The 14000-nt window shown below is 72.8% G+C and carries 12 protein-coding genes; 7 read left to right on the top strand and 5 right to left on the bottom strand.

Annotated features, from left to right (window positions below; translation table 11 throughout):
- Nucleotides 1–414 precede the first annotated feature (414 nt).
- The 5 genes from FJ694_RS34035 to FJ694_RS34015 all read right to left on the bottom strand — a co-directional run bounded on the left by FJ694_RS34035 (nucleotide 415) and on the right by FJ694_RS34015 (nucleotide 5426).
- Nucleotides 415–660, bottom strand: coding sequence for a DUF2789 domain-containing protein (locus FJ694_RS34035; RefSeq protein ID WP_157271962.1), 246 nt, complete (start codon nucleotides 658–660; stop codon nucleotides 415–417).
- Nucleotides 661–833: 173 nt separating this feature from the next.
- Nucleotides 834–2954, bottom strand: a complete 2121-nt coding sequence (locus tag FJ694_RS34030; protein ID WP_198321150.1) for a putative bifunctional diguanylate cyclase/phosphodiesterase — start codon at nucleotides 2952–2954, stop codon at nucleotides 834–836.
- A gap of 7 nt (nucleotides 2955–2961) precedes the next feature.
- Nucleotides 2962–3675 carry an alpha/beta fold hydrolase gene (locus FJ694_RS34025; protein WP_198321149.1) on the bottom strand — a complete coding sequence of 238 codons (714 nt, stop codon included), beginning with the start codon at nucleotides 3673–3675 and terminating at the stop codon, nucleotides 2962–2964.
- A gap of 269 nt (nucleotides 3676–3944) precedes the next feature.
- Entirely contained in the window at nucleotides 3945–4808 is an 864-nt protein-coding gene (locus tag FJ694_RS34020; protein ID WP_157271960.1) for a hypothetical protein, read from the bottom strand.
- A 72-nt stretch (nucleotides 4809–4880) separates the two neighbouring features.
- Nucleotides 4881–5426, bottom strand: coding sequence for a pyridoxamine 5'-phosphate oxidase family protein (locus tag FJ694_RS34015; protein WP_157271959.1), 546 nt, complete (start codon nucleotides 5424–5426; stop codon nucleotides 4881–4883).
- 156 nt (nucleotides 5427–5582) lie between these two features.
- Here FJ694_RS34015 and FJ694_RS34010 point away from each other — a divergent pair, with 156 nt between their 5' ends.
- From FJ694_RS34010 to FJ694_RS33980, 7 genes are all read left to right on the top strand, one after another.
- Complete coding sequence (locus tag FJ694_RS34010; RefSeq protein ID WP_157271958.1) at nucleotides 5583–6458, top strand: alpha/beta hydrolase; 876 nt, start codon at nucleotides 5583–5585, stop codon at nucleotides 6456–6458.
- A gap of 102 nt (nucleotides 6459–6560) precedes the next feature.
- Nucleotides 6561–7355: a GntR family transcriptional regulator gene (locus FJ694_RS34005; protein ID WP_157271957.1), complete on the top strand. Its 795-nt coding sequence runs from the start codon at nucleotides 6561–6563 to the stop codon at nucleotides 7353–7355.
- 115 nt (nucleotides 7356–7470) lie between these two features.
- Nucleotides 7471–9003, top strand: a complete 1533-nt coding sequence (locus tag FJ694_RS34000) for a sensor histidine kinase (protein ID WP_157271956.1) — start codon at nucleotides 7471–7473, stop codon at nucleotides 9001–9003.
- Between the two features lie 137 nt (nucleotides 9004–9140).
- Complete coding sequence (locus tag FJ694_RS33995) at nucleotides 9141–10751, top strand: benzoate-CoA ligase family protein (RefSeq protein ID WP_157271955.1); 1611 nt, start codon at nucleotides 9141–9143, stop codon at nucleotides 10749–10751.
- 209 nt (nucleotides 10752–10960) lie between these two features.
- The gene (locus FJ694_RS33990; RefSeq protein ID WP_157271954.1) at nucleotides 10961–12103 is read left to right on the top strand and encodes a TRAP transporter substrate-binding protein; all 1143 of its coding nucleotides are present in this window, start codon (nucleotides 10961–10963) and stop codon (nucleotides 12101–12103) included.
- 83 nt (nucleotides 12104–12186) lie between these two features.
- A complete protein-coding gene (locus FJ694_RS33985; protein WP_157271953.1) occupies nucleotides 12187–12819 on the top strand; it encodes a TRAP transporter small permease subunit in 633 nt (210 codons plus the stop codon).
- The coding region (locus FJ694_RS33980; RefSeq protein WP_157271952.1) for a TRAP transporter large permease subunit at nucleotides 12819–14000 on the top strand (1182 nt) is incomplete at its 3' end. The genes FJ694_RS33985 and FJ694_RS33980, both read left to right, overlap by 1 nt.

The following is a 14000-nucleotide window of genomic DNA, read 5'->3' as shown; positions in this document are numbered from 1 at the left end:
CAGCCCCTCGCTGACGTGCAGCCGCTGCGGCAGCAGCACGTCGTCCAGGTGCTCACCCACGCGTCGCGCGAAGCGCAGCCGGATCGGGCGGCGGTCCTGGTCCAGCCACAGGGACAGCGCATCGCCGGCAAGGTCGCGAAGGTTCATGGTTGGAAGCCCCGGAGCGGCCGTGTTTGTATGAATTGGTTACAAACATTGGGCAAGCCGAGGACGCTGGGAACAAGCGCGGACAAACCATGAACGGCGCGCCGCGCGAGCGGCGCGCCGGGAAGCCGGCTTCAGGCCGGGAACGCCGGTTTTCCCAGGAAGGACAGGGCGTTGCGGGCCTCCGCGGACCGGCAACCGGGCCGGTTCGCGGGCACCGCTGCGGGCCGTATCAGGCCCGCGATCGAGGGGGTGAGCGGCGCCGGGCGCTCAATGCTTCGCCGGTGCGTGCAGCAGCGCGTTGAGCTGGTCGATGAGCGGCACCCAGTCGGCGTCGTCGTGGAATTCCTCGTTCAGGAACTGCGCCTGTGCCGGCGTCCAGAACGGCGCGTCGGCCAGCCGCTGCTCGTCGGGCAGCGGCCGGTGCGTCTCGATGAAGCGCTCGATCTCCGGGCCCGAGCTGGGCAGGCCGAGCTGGTCGAACAGGTCTTTCAGGTCGTGGTTCGGAAGTTCCATGGCAAGAGATCCTTTCCCCGGTGTTGGACGTGACGCGGAAGTCGATGCGGATTGGGACGGAATGGCCGGCGCCCGCCGGCAGGGCCGGGCGTGCGGCCGTGGCATCGTGGCAAATCCCGGGCCTTCCCGGGGGTTACCCCGGCCGGTGACGGTGTCCCTTCCCGCGGGAGCGCTCAAGCCGCGCCGGGCGTTTCCGGCGCCGCGCCGAGCAGCAGCGACGGCACCGCGCCGGGCTCCACCGGCCTGGCATAGAACCAGCCCTGCGCCCGCTCGCAGCCCAGCGCCGCCAGCGCCTGCGCCTGCGCCGCGGTCTCCACGCCCTCGGCCACTACCTCCAGCGCCAGCGCGCGCGCCACCTGCAGCGCGGCCTGGACGACGGCGCGGTGATAGGGGCTGGACTCGATCTCGGCGACGAAGCCGCGGTCGAGCTTGACTTGCTGCACCGGCAGCCGGTGCAGCGCCGCCAGCGAGGAGTGGGCCGTGCCGAAGTCGTCGAGCGAGAGCCGGCAGCCCAGCGCGCGCAGCCGCGCCAGCACTTCCAGCGAGCCGTCGTCGCTCAGCGCCAGGCTCTCCGTCACCTCCAGCTGCAGCGCCTCGTGCGGCATGCCCAGCTCGCCGAGCAGCTGCGCCACGCGCCGCGGCAATGCCGGGTCGCGCAACTGCGCGCGGCTGAGGTTGACCGACAGCGTCAGCCCCTGTGCCAGCCCCTGGCTGCGCCAGTGCATGAACGCCGCGCAGGCGCTGCGCAGCACCTGCTCGCCCAGCACGCCGATCTGGCCGCTGTCCTCGGCCACCGGGATGAACCGCGCCGGGCTCACGGCGCCCAGCACCGGGTCGTGCCAGCGCGCCAGCGCCTCCAGGCCGACGATGCGGCCCGTGTCCAGCGCCACGACCGGCTGGAATACCGGACGCACCTGCCCGGCCGCCAGGGCGTGGCGCAGCCGCATCTCCAGCGTCATGGCCTGCGCCACGCGCTGCTGCATCGCCGGCTCGAACAGCACCCAGCGGTTGCGCCCGCCGCGCTTGGCCTCGTACATGGCGGTGTCGGAGTCGCGCAGCAGCCCTTCGGGCTGGCTCAGCGCGTCGGCCAGCACCACGCCCATGCTGATGCCCAGCACCAGCTCGTGGGCGCCGACCTGGTAGGGCTCGCCCATGGTGCGCACCAGCCGGTCGGCCAGCGCGCCGACCTCCGCCGCGCTGCGCACGCCGTCGGCAATCACGACGAACTCGTCGCCGCCCAGGCGCGCCGCCACGCTGGCGCCGACGTCGCCGTCAGGGCCGTCGTGGCCGTCGTGGGCCTCGTGCCCCGCGTCCACCGTGCCCACCAGGTCCGACGGCCGCAGGCTGCGGCGCAGCCGCCGCGCCACCAGCTGCAGCAACTGGTCGCCCACGTCGTGGCCCAGGCTGTCGTTGATCTGCTTGAAGCGGTCGCAGTCCATGAACAGCACGGCAAAGGGCTGCCGCGCCCGCAGCCGCGCCGCCAGGTGCGCCAGCAGCCCGCTGCGGTTGGGCAGCGAGGTCAGCTCGTCGGTGCTGGCGCGCCGCGCCAGCGCGGCCAGCAGCCGCTCGCGGTCGGTCACGTCGGTGAGCACGCAGTGCCACGGGCCCGCGGGCGTGCCGCGCTGCGCCGCCAGCTCGATGCGCCGCTGCGGCCAGCGTCGTGGCTGCAGCACCACCGCCCAGCGCTGCGTGCCGTCGCGCTCGGCCTGGGCCAGCGCCTCCTGCAGCCGCTGCCGGTTGGCTGGCACGAGGCTGTCGAGCAGCAGCGGCGCATGCGCCATGGCCTGGTTGGCCGAGACGCCCAGCAGGTCCAGCAACTGGCCGCCGGCCCACGGAAACGCCAGTCCGTCGTCGCCGTCGCGGCACACCTGCAGCAGCGCGCCGGGCATCGCGTCCAGGGTTTCCTGCGTCCGGCGCAGCCGGCCCAGCAGCCGGGCGCGCTGGGCGCCCGGCACGGCCAGTACCTCGAAGCCGGGCGTGTCGCCCGGGCCGGCACCGGGCGCGGCGCGCCAGTAGCTCAGCACCTGCACGCTCTCGCCGTCCGTGCGCAGGTCGAGCACGACCTCGTCGAGCGCGCCGGCCGACTGCAGCGCCGGCCAGATGGTCAGCTCCCACAGCAGCCGCCAGGCCGGCGTGAGCAGCCCGGCGATGGGCCCGGGGACGAGCAGCAGCTCGGCCTGGCCGGGCAGGGCGGCGTAGTGCAGCAGCCGCCCGGCCGCGTCCACGTGCCAGAACGCCACCGGCAGCGGCGGCCCGGGCTCCGGCCCGGGCTGGCGGTGCGCCGCCGTCTCCATGTCCGCGTCAATCCTCGCCGCGCCAGCGGCCATGCTGGCGCAGTGCCTGGGCAACCTCAGCGGGCTCGCTGACGTGCGGACAGTGCCCGCGCGCCTGCAGCCGCAGCAACCGGGCCGAGCGCAGGCGGCGCAGCAGCCACTCGCCCACGGCCGGCGGCGCCAGCGCGTCGTCGCGGCACTGCATCACCAGCGTGGGCACGCCGAGCTCGGCCATGACCGGGCGCACGTCGCCCAGGAAGGTCGCGCGTGCCCAGTGCAGTGCGACGTCCGGGTCCATGCGGCAAAACTTGTCCGCCAGGCCGCGCGCCAGCGCCGGGCGCTCAGGGTTGCCCATGGCCAGCGGCGCGACCGCCTGCGCCCATGCCGCCTGCCCCTCGGCCAGGCCGCAGACAAGCTCGTGCAGCTGCGCCGCCTCGAAGCCGCCGTGGTAGTCGGGCGGGTCGTTGCGGAAGCAGGGGGAGGGCGCGAGCATCGCCAGCTGGCCGAACAGTCCGGGCGCCCGCGCCGCCGCCAGCGCGCCGATGGACGCGCCCGCCGAGTGGCCCACGAACACCGGGTCGGACAGCGAGAGCTCGTCGAGCAGCACCAGCAGATCGTCGGCGTAGCCCTCCAGCGCGTGGTGGCGCCGCGGGTCGTAGGCCTGCATGTCGGCGCCGCCCGCGCCGGGCCAGTCGAACAGATGCAGCGCGCCTCGGGCAGCAGCCGCGCCACGCCATGCCACAGCGTCTGGTCGCAGCCGTAGCCGTGCGCCATGACGTAGGTCGGCGTCTGCGGGTCGCCGACCCGGCCGAACTCGTTGACATTCAAAACATTTCTGAGGGACACACCACGCAACCTTTCCTGGACAAGGCCCTGCTGCCACGATGTGACATGCCGCACCGCGATGGCAAGCGATCGAACCTTTTGAAGAATGGTTTACGGACATGCGGCTGCAAGAGGTTCGACCAAGATCCGCTGGTCCGCGCCGCTTCCAGCCCGGGGCGGCATGCCTCAACCGGGCAGTTCGTCTTCACCAGGGCGATAGCCGGCCTGGCGCTGCGCCGGGTTGCGGTTGACGAGGCGGCGGCCCCAGAGCGGGTGGGTGCAGTCGCGCATCTCGTGCTCCAGCTCGTACAGCGGCCGGCCGTCGCGCGGATCAATCAGCGCCGTGAAGCGCCAGTCGCGCGCACCGTGGTCGCGGCACAAAAGGCCGCGAGCCCGAAAACGGCCATGCGCTGCTTCGGCGTCGCGCAGGTAGAGCTGCACGTGGTGGCCGTCGTAGGGCGGCAGCGGCGCGCGCGTCTCGGCATAGCGCAGCGACTGGCCGCTGGCCAGCGGCACCAGCGCGCGCTGCAGGCCGCCGCCCAGCGGCCGGACCTCGGCCGGCACGCCCATCAGCTCGGCGTAGCAGCGCGCGATGCCCTCGGCCGTGCCGGGCGGGGTGTCGAGCTCGACGTAGGCGATGCCCGGCAGCGCCTGCCCCGGCGGCGCGGCGTGCACGCTGAAGGCATTGCCCCACGGGCAGCGCAGCTGCAGCGTGGCGCCCTCGGCGTGGAAGCCGAAGGCCGTGCCGGCCAGCGCCGCGCACAGCGGCTGCAGCCGCTGCGGCAGCTCGGCCAGCCACGGCACCACCAGCCCGATGCGCCCGCGCAGCCGCTGCGGCGCCTGCGTGGGCAGGTGCATCTGGGTGCGGCCGACGTTCACCCACATGTTGTCGAGCCCGACCATGAGGAAAGGGTCGCGCGTGAAGCCCAGCCCCACCACGTAGAACAGCGTGGCCAGGCGCTGGTCGGGCTGGGTGAGGTTGACGTGCTCCAGCAGCGCGAGCGCGGAGTCGGCCCCGGGCAGCAGCGGCGGCAGGTCGTCGGGTGTCATGGCCGGATCGCGGGCCCGCGGCACCGGGTGCGGGCGCAACGGCTGCCCGCGCGCCCCGCGCCGCGGCGCTCATCAGTGCATGCGCACCTGGCCCGTTTCGCCCATGTCGGTGGGCGGGTGGCCGGTGACGGCCGCGCGCGCCATCTTGTAGAGCTGCACGAGCTTGCTCTCGTGCACGTCCCAGTACTCGGCGTGCGTGATGCGCACGCGCACCAGCGCCACGTCGGGGTCGTCCGGGCCGTTGGGGAACCAGGCCTGCGTGGCGGTGTTCCACAGCGCGTGGCGCCGCTGCGCATCGTTGACCTCCTCGGCCAGCCCCGCCACCGAGACGTAGGTGTCGCTGGAGGGGTTGGCGTAGGCGACGTTGACCTGCGGCTCGCGCTGCACGTCGGCGAAGGGCTCGCTGCTGCGCGACATGAAGAACCACACCGCGTCGCCGTCGTCGTCGCGGCGGTTCTGCGTGGTCATCGGGCGCGAGTGCAGGTGGCCGTTCTCGTGGCGCGTGGTGAACATGCCGAAGCGCATGTCCTTGATCAGCTCCCAGAGCTTGTGCAGGTCGTGCCCGGTGTCGCCGTGCTGCTGCTGCTGCTGATGGCCGGGGGGATGCTGGCTGCCCATGGTGTGGTTCCTTTGCTGGCTTGAAGGGCCGGTGGCCCGGTGCGCCGGTTTGGGCAAGCCCTATTCCCGGGCCGGCTCCCGGGCATGATCCCGGGACCCATGCCGGGCCCGCACGCCGGGCCCGGCCACCTGCCACCGCCTGCATCGAAAGCCGCCATGCCCGACACCGCCGCGCCGCTGTACCGCGAGTTCCGCACCCAGGACGAGATCGACCGCCAGTACAACCCCTCGCTGGCCGTGGCCGACCCCGGCGCCGAGTTGCGCCACTACCAGGAAGCGAGCCGCCTGGCGCGCGAGCGCCTGCCCTGCGCGCTGCGCCTGCCCTACGGGCCCACGCGCGCGGAGACGCTCGACGTCTTCCCGGCCGAGCAGCCCGGCGCGCCGGTGTTCGTGTTCTTCCACGGCGGCTACTGGCGCGCGCTGGACGCGGCCGATTTCAGCGGCGTGGCCGTGGGGCCGCGCGCGCGCGGCATCACGACCGTGGTCGTGAACTACGCGCTGTGCCCGCGCGTCGGCATCGACGAGATCACGCGCCAGGCGCGCGCCGCCGTGGCCTGGGTCGCGAGGAACATCGGCGCGCACGGCGGCGACGCGGCGCGGCTGGCCGTGGGCGGCCACTCCGCGGGCGGCCACCTCGCCGCCATGAGCCTGCTCACGCCCTGGGAGCGCGACTACGGCCTGGGCGACGACCCGTTCAGGGCCGCGCTGCTGTTCAGCGGCCTGTACGAGCTGGAGCCGCTGCGCTGGAGCTACCTGCAGCCCGCGATCCAGCTCGACGAGGGCATCGTGCGCCGCAACTCGCCCGTGCGGCTGGTGCGGCCCTGCGCCACGCGCGCCTGGATCGGCTGGGGCGCGCTGGAGTCCGCCGAGTTCGCGCGCCAGTCCACCGCGTTCCACGCCGCGTGGACCGGGGCGGGCAACGCCGGCGAGCTGGCGCCGGTGGCGGACGCGAACCACTTCTCCGTCATCCACGGGCTGGAGGATCCCGACAGCCCGGTGTGCGGGTGGCTGGCGCAGGCGCTGGGTGCCTGACGCGATGCGGGTGCCTGCCCGCGGGTTGCCCGCGCCGGGCCTGCGTGCGGCCTGAACCCGCTCGGGGCCGGCCGGCCCGGGCCGGCTGCCTAGAATTCCGGCATGCCCCGCACCAAGCGTTCCTCCCCGCCGCCGGCGCTGCCGGACGCGTCCCCGGCCGCGGCCGGGCCCGATGCCGCCGCCGACGAGGGCGGCGGCGCTGCCGGGAAAGCTGACGCGCGCAGCGTCAGCGCCGAGGAGATCGCGCAGGACATCGCCACCGCCATCGTCGAGAAGCGGCTGCCGCCGGGCACGCGGCTGCGCGAGGAGGCGCTGGGCAAGGTCTACGGGGTGAGCCGCACCAAGGTGCGCGCGGCGCTGCTGACGCTCTCGCGCGACAAGCTCATCCAGATCGTGCCGGACAAGGGCGCGCTGGTGAGCAAGCCCAGCGTGCAGGAGGCGCGCGAGGTCTTCGCCGTGCGCCGCGTGCTGGAGGCCGAGGTGGTGCGGCTCTTCACCGCGCAGGCCCGACCGCGCGACTTCGAGCTGCTGGAGCAGCACATCCACATCGAGCGCACCACGCTGGAGCCGCGCATCAGCCTGGGCAGCGCGCGCGAGAAGCTGCTGGGCGACTTCCACGTCGTCATGGCCGAATGCGTGGGCAACGTCACGCTGGCGGAGCTGGTGCGCGAGCTGGTGGCGCGCAGCTCGCTCATCGCCATGCTCTATCCCTCCAGCAACGACGCGCACTGCTCCAGCGACGAGCACGAGGAACTGCTGCGCGTGTGCCGCCGCGGCGACGCGGACGCGGCCGTGGCCTGCATGAACGCGCACCTGCTGCGCGTGGAGGCCAGCCTGCGCCTGGACGCGGGCATCCCCGTGCGCCAGCTCGACCTGGTCAAGGCGCTGCTGAGCTGAAGGCTGCGGCGGGCGCCGCGGGCGTGACGCAGTTCACGCCCGGCGCCGCGCCGGCGGCCGCGCCACGGGCGGACCGGCCGCTACGCTGGCCGTTTCGCCAGCCGCCTTCCTTGCCATGCCCGATCCCGCCTCCCTGCCCGGACATCCGCCCGTCCCGGGCGCCTGCCGGCAGGAGGACGGCGCGGGCGCGGCCGGCGGTGCGGACGACGCGGGCAACGGCCGCTGCCAGGCCCTGATCGACGCGCTGCCCAACCTCGCCTTCGAAAGCAGGGCCGACGGCTGCCGGCAATGGTCCAGCGCCGCCTGGGCGCGCTACACGGGCCTGGGCGTGCAGGAGCTGGCCGGCGCGGGCTGGCAGCAGGTGGTGCATCCGCAGGACCTGCTCTCGGACCGGCCGGCGTGGGCGCAGCGGCTGCGCGCCGGCGCCCCGTACAGCACGCGCCGGCGCCTGCGCCGCCACGACGGCCAGTGGCGCTGGCACCTGTTCCACGTCCTGCCGCGGCTCGGCGCCGGTGGCGAGCTCACCGGCTGGGTCGGCTCGGCCACCGACGTCGACGAGATGGTGCGCGCCGAAGAGGAGCGCGAGGCCGCCCTGGCCGAGCTGCAGGAGCGCACGCGACAGCGCGACCAGGCGCAGCTGCGCCTGGACATGGCGCTGGCCGCCGGGCGCATGGGCGTGTGGGACTGGACGCCGGCCACCGGCCGCTCGCACTGGAACCGGCAGATGTTCGAGCTGCTGGGCCTGGTGCCGAGCGCGGACGGCGAGGTGCCGACGGACCTGTTCTTCTCGCACGTCCATCCCGGGGACCGCGCCGCGCTGGACGCGGTGCTGGGCCGGGCGCTGGCGGGCAGCGATGCCTTCGAGATGGACATGCGCCTGGTGCGCGCCGACGGCGGGCCCTGCTGGGTGCTGGGCCGCGGCCAGGTCGTGCGCGACGCGCGCGGCGCGGTGGAGCGCATGGTGGGGGTGAACCTGGACATCACGGCGCTGAAGCAGGCGCAGGCCGAGCTGGCCGAGACCGTGCGCGCCAAGGACGTGCTGCTCTACGAGGTGCACCACCGGGTCAAGAACAACCTGCAGATCATCAGCTCGCTGCTGTCGCTGCAGCTGCGCAGCGTGCGCGACGCCGACGCGCGCCGTGCCATCACCGAGGCGGCCGCGCGCGTGGGCGTGATGGCGCGGCTGCACCTGGCGCTGTACCAGTCGGGCGGCCAGCACGGCGCGCTGGCGCTGGCGCCGTGGCTGCGCCGCCTGGCGCAGGACACGCTGGCGCTGCTGGACGAGGGCCGGCCCATCGTGCTGGACTTCCAGGCCGACGACGAGGCGCTGGCGCTGGGCGTGGACCTGGCCGTGCCGTTGTCGCTGGCACTGTCGGAGCTGCTGACCAACGCGGTGAAGTACGCCTTCCCGGCCGGTGCCGGCGGCACCGTGCGGCTGCACCTGCGGCGCCAGGGGGAGGGCCTGTCAGTGCTGGTGGCCGACGACGGCGTGGGACTGGCGCCGGGCTTCGACCCGGCCGCCTCGGCCGGGCTGGGATTGCGCATCGTCGATGCGCTGGTGCGGCAGGTGGACGGCCACATCGAGGTGCTGCAGCGCCGGGGCGGCGCGGCGTTCCGCATCGGGCTGCCGGCGCCGGCCCTGGATTGAGGCCCCAGGCGCCGCATCGAGCACGCGCCGGGACGACGAAACTCGGGGCGCGCGGCCATCGAAGGGGTCGGCTGCCTGCGCCCCTGGCGGCCCGGTTGCCTCGTCCCCGGCCTGAATTCCACGAAGGGAGGACTCCCATGCCCAGCGCCCACCTCGACACCTTCGCCCGCGACCGGCTGCCGCCGCCGCAGCTGATGCCGGAGTTCCTGTTCGAGCTGCCGGAGCTGCGGTTTCCGGCGCAACTCAACTGCGCCTGGGAGCTGCTGGACCGCCACGTGGCCGAAGGGCGCGGCGAGCGCGTGTGCATCCGCGCGCCGGGCCAGATCTGGACCTACGGCGACCTGCAGGAGCAGGCCGACCGCATCGCCCACGTGCTCACGCGCGAGCTGGGGCTCGTGCCGGGCAACCGCGTGCTGTTGCGCGCGCCCAACTCGCCGATGCTGGCGGCCTGCTGGTTCGGCGTCGTCAAGGCCGGCGGCATCGCCGTGACGACGATGCCGCTGCTGCGCGCCGCCGAGCTGAGGAAGGTGCTCGACATCGCGCAGTGCAGCCACGCGCTGTGCGACGCGGCGCTGCTGCGCGAGCTGCAGGAGGCCGCGCAGGACTGCCCGCAGCTGTGCCAGCTGCGCGTCTTCAACCACAGCCGCAACCCCGACGCGCTGGAGGCGGCGATGCGGCGCCAGCCGCGGCACTTCCACAACGTGGACACCGCGGCCGACGACACCTGCCTGCTGGCCTTCACCTCCGGCACCACCGGCGTGCCCAAAGCCACCATGCATTTCCACCGCGACGTGCTGGCGGTGTGCCGCTGCTGGCCGGCGCACGTGCTGCGCGCCACGGCCGACGACGTCTTCATCGGCAGCCCGCCGCTGGCCTTCACCTACGGGCTGGGCGGGCTGCTGCTGTTTCCGCTGTCCATCGGCGCCAGCACGGTGCTGCTGGACAGGGCCGCGCCGGCGCAGCTCTTCGACGGCATCCGCGACTTCGGCGCCACGGTGCTGTTCACCGCGCCGACCTCGTACCGGGCGCTGGCCGCGCAGGGCCCGGCGCTGCGCGGCTCGAAGCTGCGCAAGTGCGTCTCCGCTGGCGAGGCGCTGCCGGCGTCCACGCGCGCGCTGTGGCGCGAGGCCACGGGGCTGGAGATGATCGACGGCATCGGCACCACCGAGCTGCTGCACATCTTCATCTCCGCCGACGAGGAGCATGCGCGGCCCGGCGCCATCGGCACCGTGGTGCCGGGCTACCGCGCCGAGGTGGTGGACGACGCCGGGCAGCCGCTGCCGCCGGGCGCGGTCGGGCAGCTGCGTGTCAAGGGCCCCACCGGCTGCCGCTACCTCGCCGACACGCGCCAGGCCGGCTATGTGCGCGACGGCTGGAACCACACCGGCGACGCCTGCTCGGTGGACGCCGACGGCTACTTCCATTTCCACGCCCGCACCGACGACCTGATCGTGAGCGCCGGCTACAACATCGCCGCGCCGGAGGTGGAGGAGGCGCTGCTGCAGCACCCGGCCGTGGCCGAGTGCGGCGTCGTCGGCGTGCCCGACGCCGAGCGCGGCCAGCTGGTGAAGGCCTTCGTGGTGCTGCGCCCGGGGCATGATGGCGACGAGGCCATGGTGCGTTCGCTGCAGACCTTCGTGAAGCAGGTGATCGCGCCCTACAAGTACCCGCGCGCCATCGCCTTCCTCGACGCGCTGCCGCGCACCGCCACCGGCAAGCTGCAGCGCTTCAGGCTCAAGGCCGGGTGAACCGGCCCCGGTGTCACCGGTCGGCACGACCCTGTCGGCGGCGCTGGGCCAACCTGGGTGTGCTGGATGTCACGCTCTGGCGCAGTTGTCAGGGATTTCATCTCGCACCCTGGGGCTACTACCAGTTGCAGCATACCCATAGCAGCTTTGATAGTTCGGGCGCGCCTGTTCACGTAGTCGCGCGCATTTTCACCATTAAGGAGACACCGATGAGCCAGCAACCCAAGCAGCCGGCGCCGCGCCGCCGCTTCCTGAAGAACGCCGTTGCGACCTCGGTGGGAGCGGGGGCGCTGGCGGCGCCGGCAGTGTCGCGTGCCCAGACCACCACGCTGCGCTTCCAGAGCACCTGGCCCGCCAAGGACATCTTCCACGAGTACGCGCAGGACTTTGCCAAGAAGGTCAATGACATGGCGGGCAACCGCCTGAAGATCGAGGTGCTGCCCGCGGGCTCGGTGGTGCCGGCGTTCCAGATGCTCGACGCGGTGAGCAAGGGCACGCTCGACGGCGGCCACGGCGTCATCGCCTACTGGTACGGCAAGAACTCCGCGCTGGCGCTGTGGGGGTCCGGTCCGGCCTTCGGCATGGACCCGAACATGGTCCTGGCCTGGCACAACTACGGCGGCGGCCGGGCGCTGGTGGAGGAGATCTACAAGAGCCTGAACCTGGACGTGGTCTCGTTCATGTACGGCCCGATGCCCACGCAACCGCTGGGCTGGTTCAAGAAGCCCGTGGCCAAGGTCGAGGACATGAAGGGCCTGAAGTTCCGTACCGTGGGCCTGGCGGTGGACGTGTTCACCGAGCTCGGCGCCGCGGTCAACCCGCTGCCCGGCGGCGAGATCGTGCCGGCGCTGGACCGCGGCCTCATCGACGCGGCCGAGTTCAACAACGCCTCCTCCGACCGCGTGCTGGGCTTCCCCGACGTGGCCAAGAACTGCATGCTGCAGAGCTTCCACCAGAGCGGCGAGCAGTTCGAGATCCTGTTCAACGGCGCCAAGTACAAGGGCCTGCCCGCCGAGCTCAAGGCTATCATCGACTACGCCGTGCAGGCCGCCAGCGCCGACATGAGCTGGAAGGCCATCGAGCGCAACTCGCGGGACTACGAGGAGCTCAAGAAGGCCGGCGTGAAGTTCTACAAGACGCCCGACGCCATCCTGCGCGCGCAGCTCGCCGCCTGGGACAAGGTGATCGAGAAGAAGGCCGCCGAGAACCCGATGTTCAAGCGCGTGCTCGACTCGCAGCGCACCTTCGCGCAGCGCGCCGGCCAGTGGCAGAACGACTACCTGGTGGACTACAAGATGGCCTACGGCCACTACTTCGGCCGCGGTGCCGGCGGCCAGCCCAAGAAGGGCTGACGGCAACGCCGCAAGGCAAGTCTCTGCAGTAAACGAGGGCGCCCCGCGAGGCGCCCTTTGATTTGTCCGAACGGGAGTATTCGATGCAAGGCGCATTGCTGGCGGTGGACCGGTTATCCACCTTCGTGGGCAAGGCCTTCGCCTGGACGGCGGTGGGGCTGACGCTGCTCATCAGCTGGGAAGTGTTCAGCCGCTACGTGCTCAACAACCCGCACGCCTGGGTGCTGGACGCGCAGATCATGCTCTACGGCACGCTGTTCATGACCGCGGGTGCCTACACGCTGTCCAAGAACGGTCACGTGCGCGGCGACGTGCTCTACGGCTTCTTCAAGCCGCGCACCCAGGCCGCCATCGACCTGGTGCTGTACCTGATCTTCTTCCTGCCCGGCATCGTGGCGCTGACCTGGGCCGGCTGGCAGTTCGCGCAGGAGTCGCTGGCCATCCGCGAGCAGACCTTCTCGGCCGACGCGCTGCCGCTGTACCCGTTCAAGTTCGTCATCCCGCTCTCGGGCGGCATCCTGCTGCTGCAGGGGCTGGTGGAGATCGTGCGCTGCGTCATCTGCCTGCGCCAGGGCTACTGGCCCGCGCGCGACGGCGACGTGGAAGAGGTGGACGTGGAGAAGCTCAAGGAAATGGTCCACGTGAAGGACACCGACAACGACATAGACGCGCCGCCGCCGCCGCTGCCGCCGGCGCAGCGCCAGGAGGGGGCGTGATGAAACTGCGCAAGGAACTCTGGTTCGGCTTCAGCCTGATGGCGATCATCATCGCCGGGGCCGTGGCCATGCTGCTGGGCGCGGAGCGCGTCACCAACGGCCACATCGGGCTACTGATGCTGTCGCTGGTGGTGGTGGCGATCATGCTGGGCTTTCCCACGGCCTTCACGCTGATGGGCATGGGCATGCTCTTCACCTGGCTGGCCTACGACCGCGACACCGGTCGCACGCTGGACCTGATGGTGCAGTCGGCCTACAAGGTCATGGCCAACGACGTGCTCATCTCGATCCCGCTGTTCGTCTTCATGGGCTACCTGGTCGAGCGCGCCAACCTGATCGAGAAGCTGTTCAAGAGCCTGCACCTGGCGCTGGCGCGGCTGCCGGGCTCGCTGGCGGTGGCCACGCTGGTGACCTGCACGCTCTTCGCCACGGCCACCGGCATCGTCGGCGCGGTGGTCACGCTCATGGGGCTGCTGGCGCTGCCGGCGATGCTGCGCGCGGGCTACTCGGTGTCGCTGTCGGCCGGCGCCATCACCGCCGGCGGTTGCCTGGGCATCCTCATCCCGCCCTCGGTGCTGCTCATCGTGTACGGCGCCACGGCCGGGGTGTCGGTGGTGCAGCTCTACGCCGGGGCCTTCTTCCCCGGGCTGATGCTCGCGGGCCTGTACATCCTCTACACCATCCTGGTGGCCAAGCTCAAGCCGACGATGGCGCCGCCGCTGTCCGCAGAGGAGCGGGCGGTGGCGCTGCCCGCGCCGCTGCTGCAGGTGGGCGCGGCGCCGCAGCGCCTCGCCGTGCCGGGGCTGCTCACCGCCATCAAGGGGCAGCGCAACCACGGCGTGCCGCTGGGCTACCTCTTCAAGCAGAGCCTGGTGGTGTTCCTGCCGGCGCTGGTGTTCGCGGCGGCGGCGCTGCTGAGCCACGACCTCGTCACGCGCCCGGCCGCCGTGGAGGACTCTTCGGGCCTGGTCGAGATCGGTGCGGACGCACCGGCCGGCAGCCCTGGTGGCCTGGCCGAGCCGCCCGCCGATGGCGGCCTGGCCGAGCCGCCGGCCGACAACGGCGGCCTGCGCGAGCCGCCTTCGGACGGCGGGCTGCAGGAGCCTTCGGGATCGTCCGGCCTGGCCGAGCCGCCCGGCAGCGGCGGGGTGCAGGAGCCGCCCGGTGCCGCCGCCGCCGCG

Source organism: Azohydromonas aeria, assembly GCF_009760915.1.
Lineage (GTDB): Bacteria > Pseudomonadota > Gammaproteobacteria > Burkholderiales > Burkholderiaceae_C > Azohydromonas > Azohydromonas aeria.
This window is presented reverse-complemented; position numbering and strand designations above follow the sequence as displayed.

Bases quoted from the DNA above. Each gene is read 5' to 3' on its own strand.
- FJ694_RS33990 (WP_157271954.1), top strand. From the start codon at position 10,961: ATGAGCCAGCAACCCAAGCAGCCGGCGCCGCGCCGCCGCTTCCTGAAG.
- FJ694_RS34005 (WP_157271957.1), top strand. From the start codon at position 6,561: ATGCCCCGCACCAAGCGTTCCTCCCCGCCGCCGGCGCTGCCGGACGCG.
- FJ694_RS33985 (WP_157271953.1), top strand. From the start codon at position 12,187: ATGCAAGGCGCATTGCTGGCGGTGGACCGGTTATCCACCTTCGTGGGC.
- FJ694_RS34010 (WP_157271958.1), top strand. From the start codon at position 5,583: ATGCCCGACACCGCCGCGCCGCTGTACCGCGAGTTCCGCACCCAGGAC.
- FJ694_RS34000 (WP_157271956.1), top strand. From the start codon at position 7,471: ATGCCCGATCCCGCCTCCCTGCCCGGACATCCGCCCGTCCCGGGCGCC.
- FJ694_RS34015 (WP_157271959.1), bottom strand. From the start codon at position 5,426: ATGGGCAGCCAGCATCCCCCCGGCCATCAGCAGCAGCAGCAGCACGGC.
- FJ694_RS34035 (WP_157271962.1), bottom strand. From the start codon at position 660: ATGGAACTTCCGAACCACGACCTGAAAGACCTGTTCGACCAGCTCGGC.
- FJ694_RS34030 (WP_198321150.1), bottom strand. From the start codon at position 2,954: ATGGAGACGGCGGCGCACCGCCAGCCCGGGCCGGAGCCCGGGCCGCCG.
- FJ694_RS34020 (WP_157271960.1), bottom strand. From the start codon at position 4,808: ATGACACCCGACGACCTGCCGCCGCTGCTGCCCGGGGCCGACTCCGCG.
- FJ694_RS33995 (WP_157271955.1), top strand. From the start codon at position 9,141: ATGCCCAGCGCCCACCTCGACACCTTCGCCCGCGACCGGCTGCCGCCG.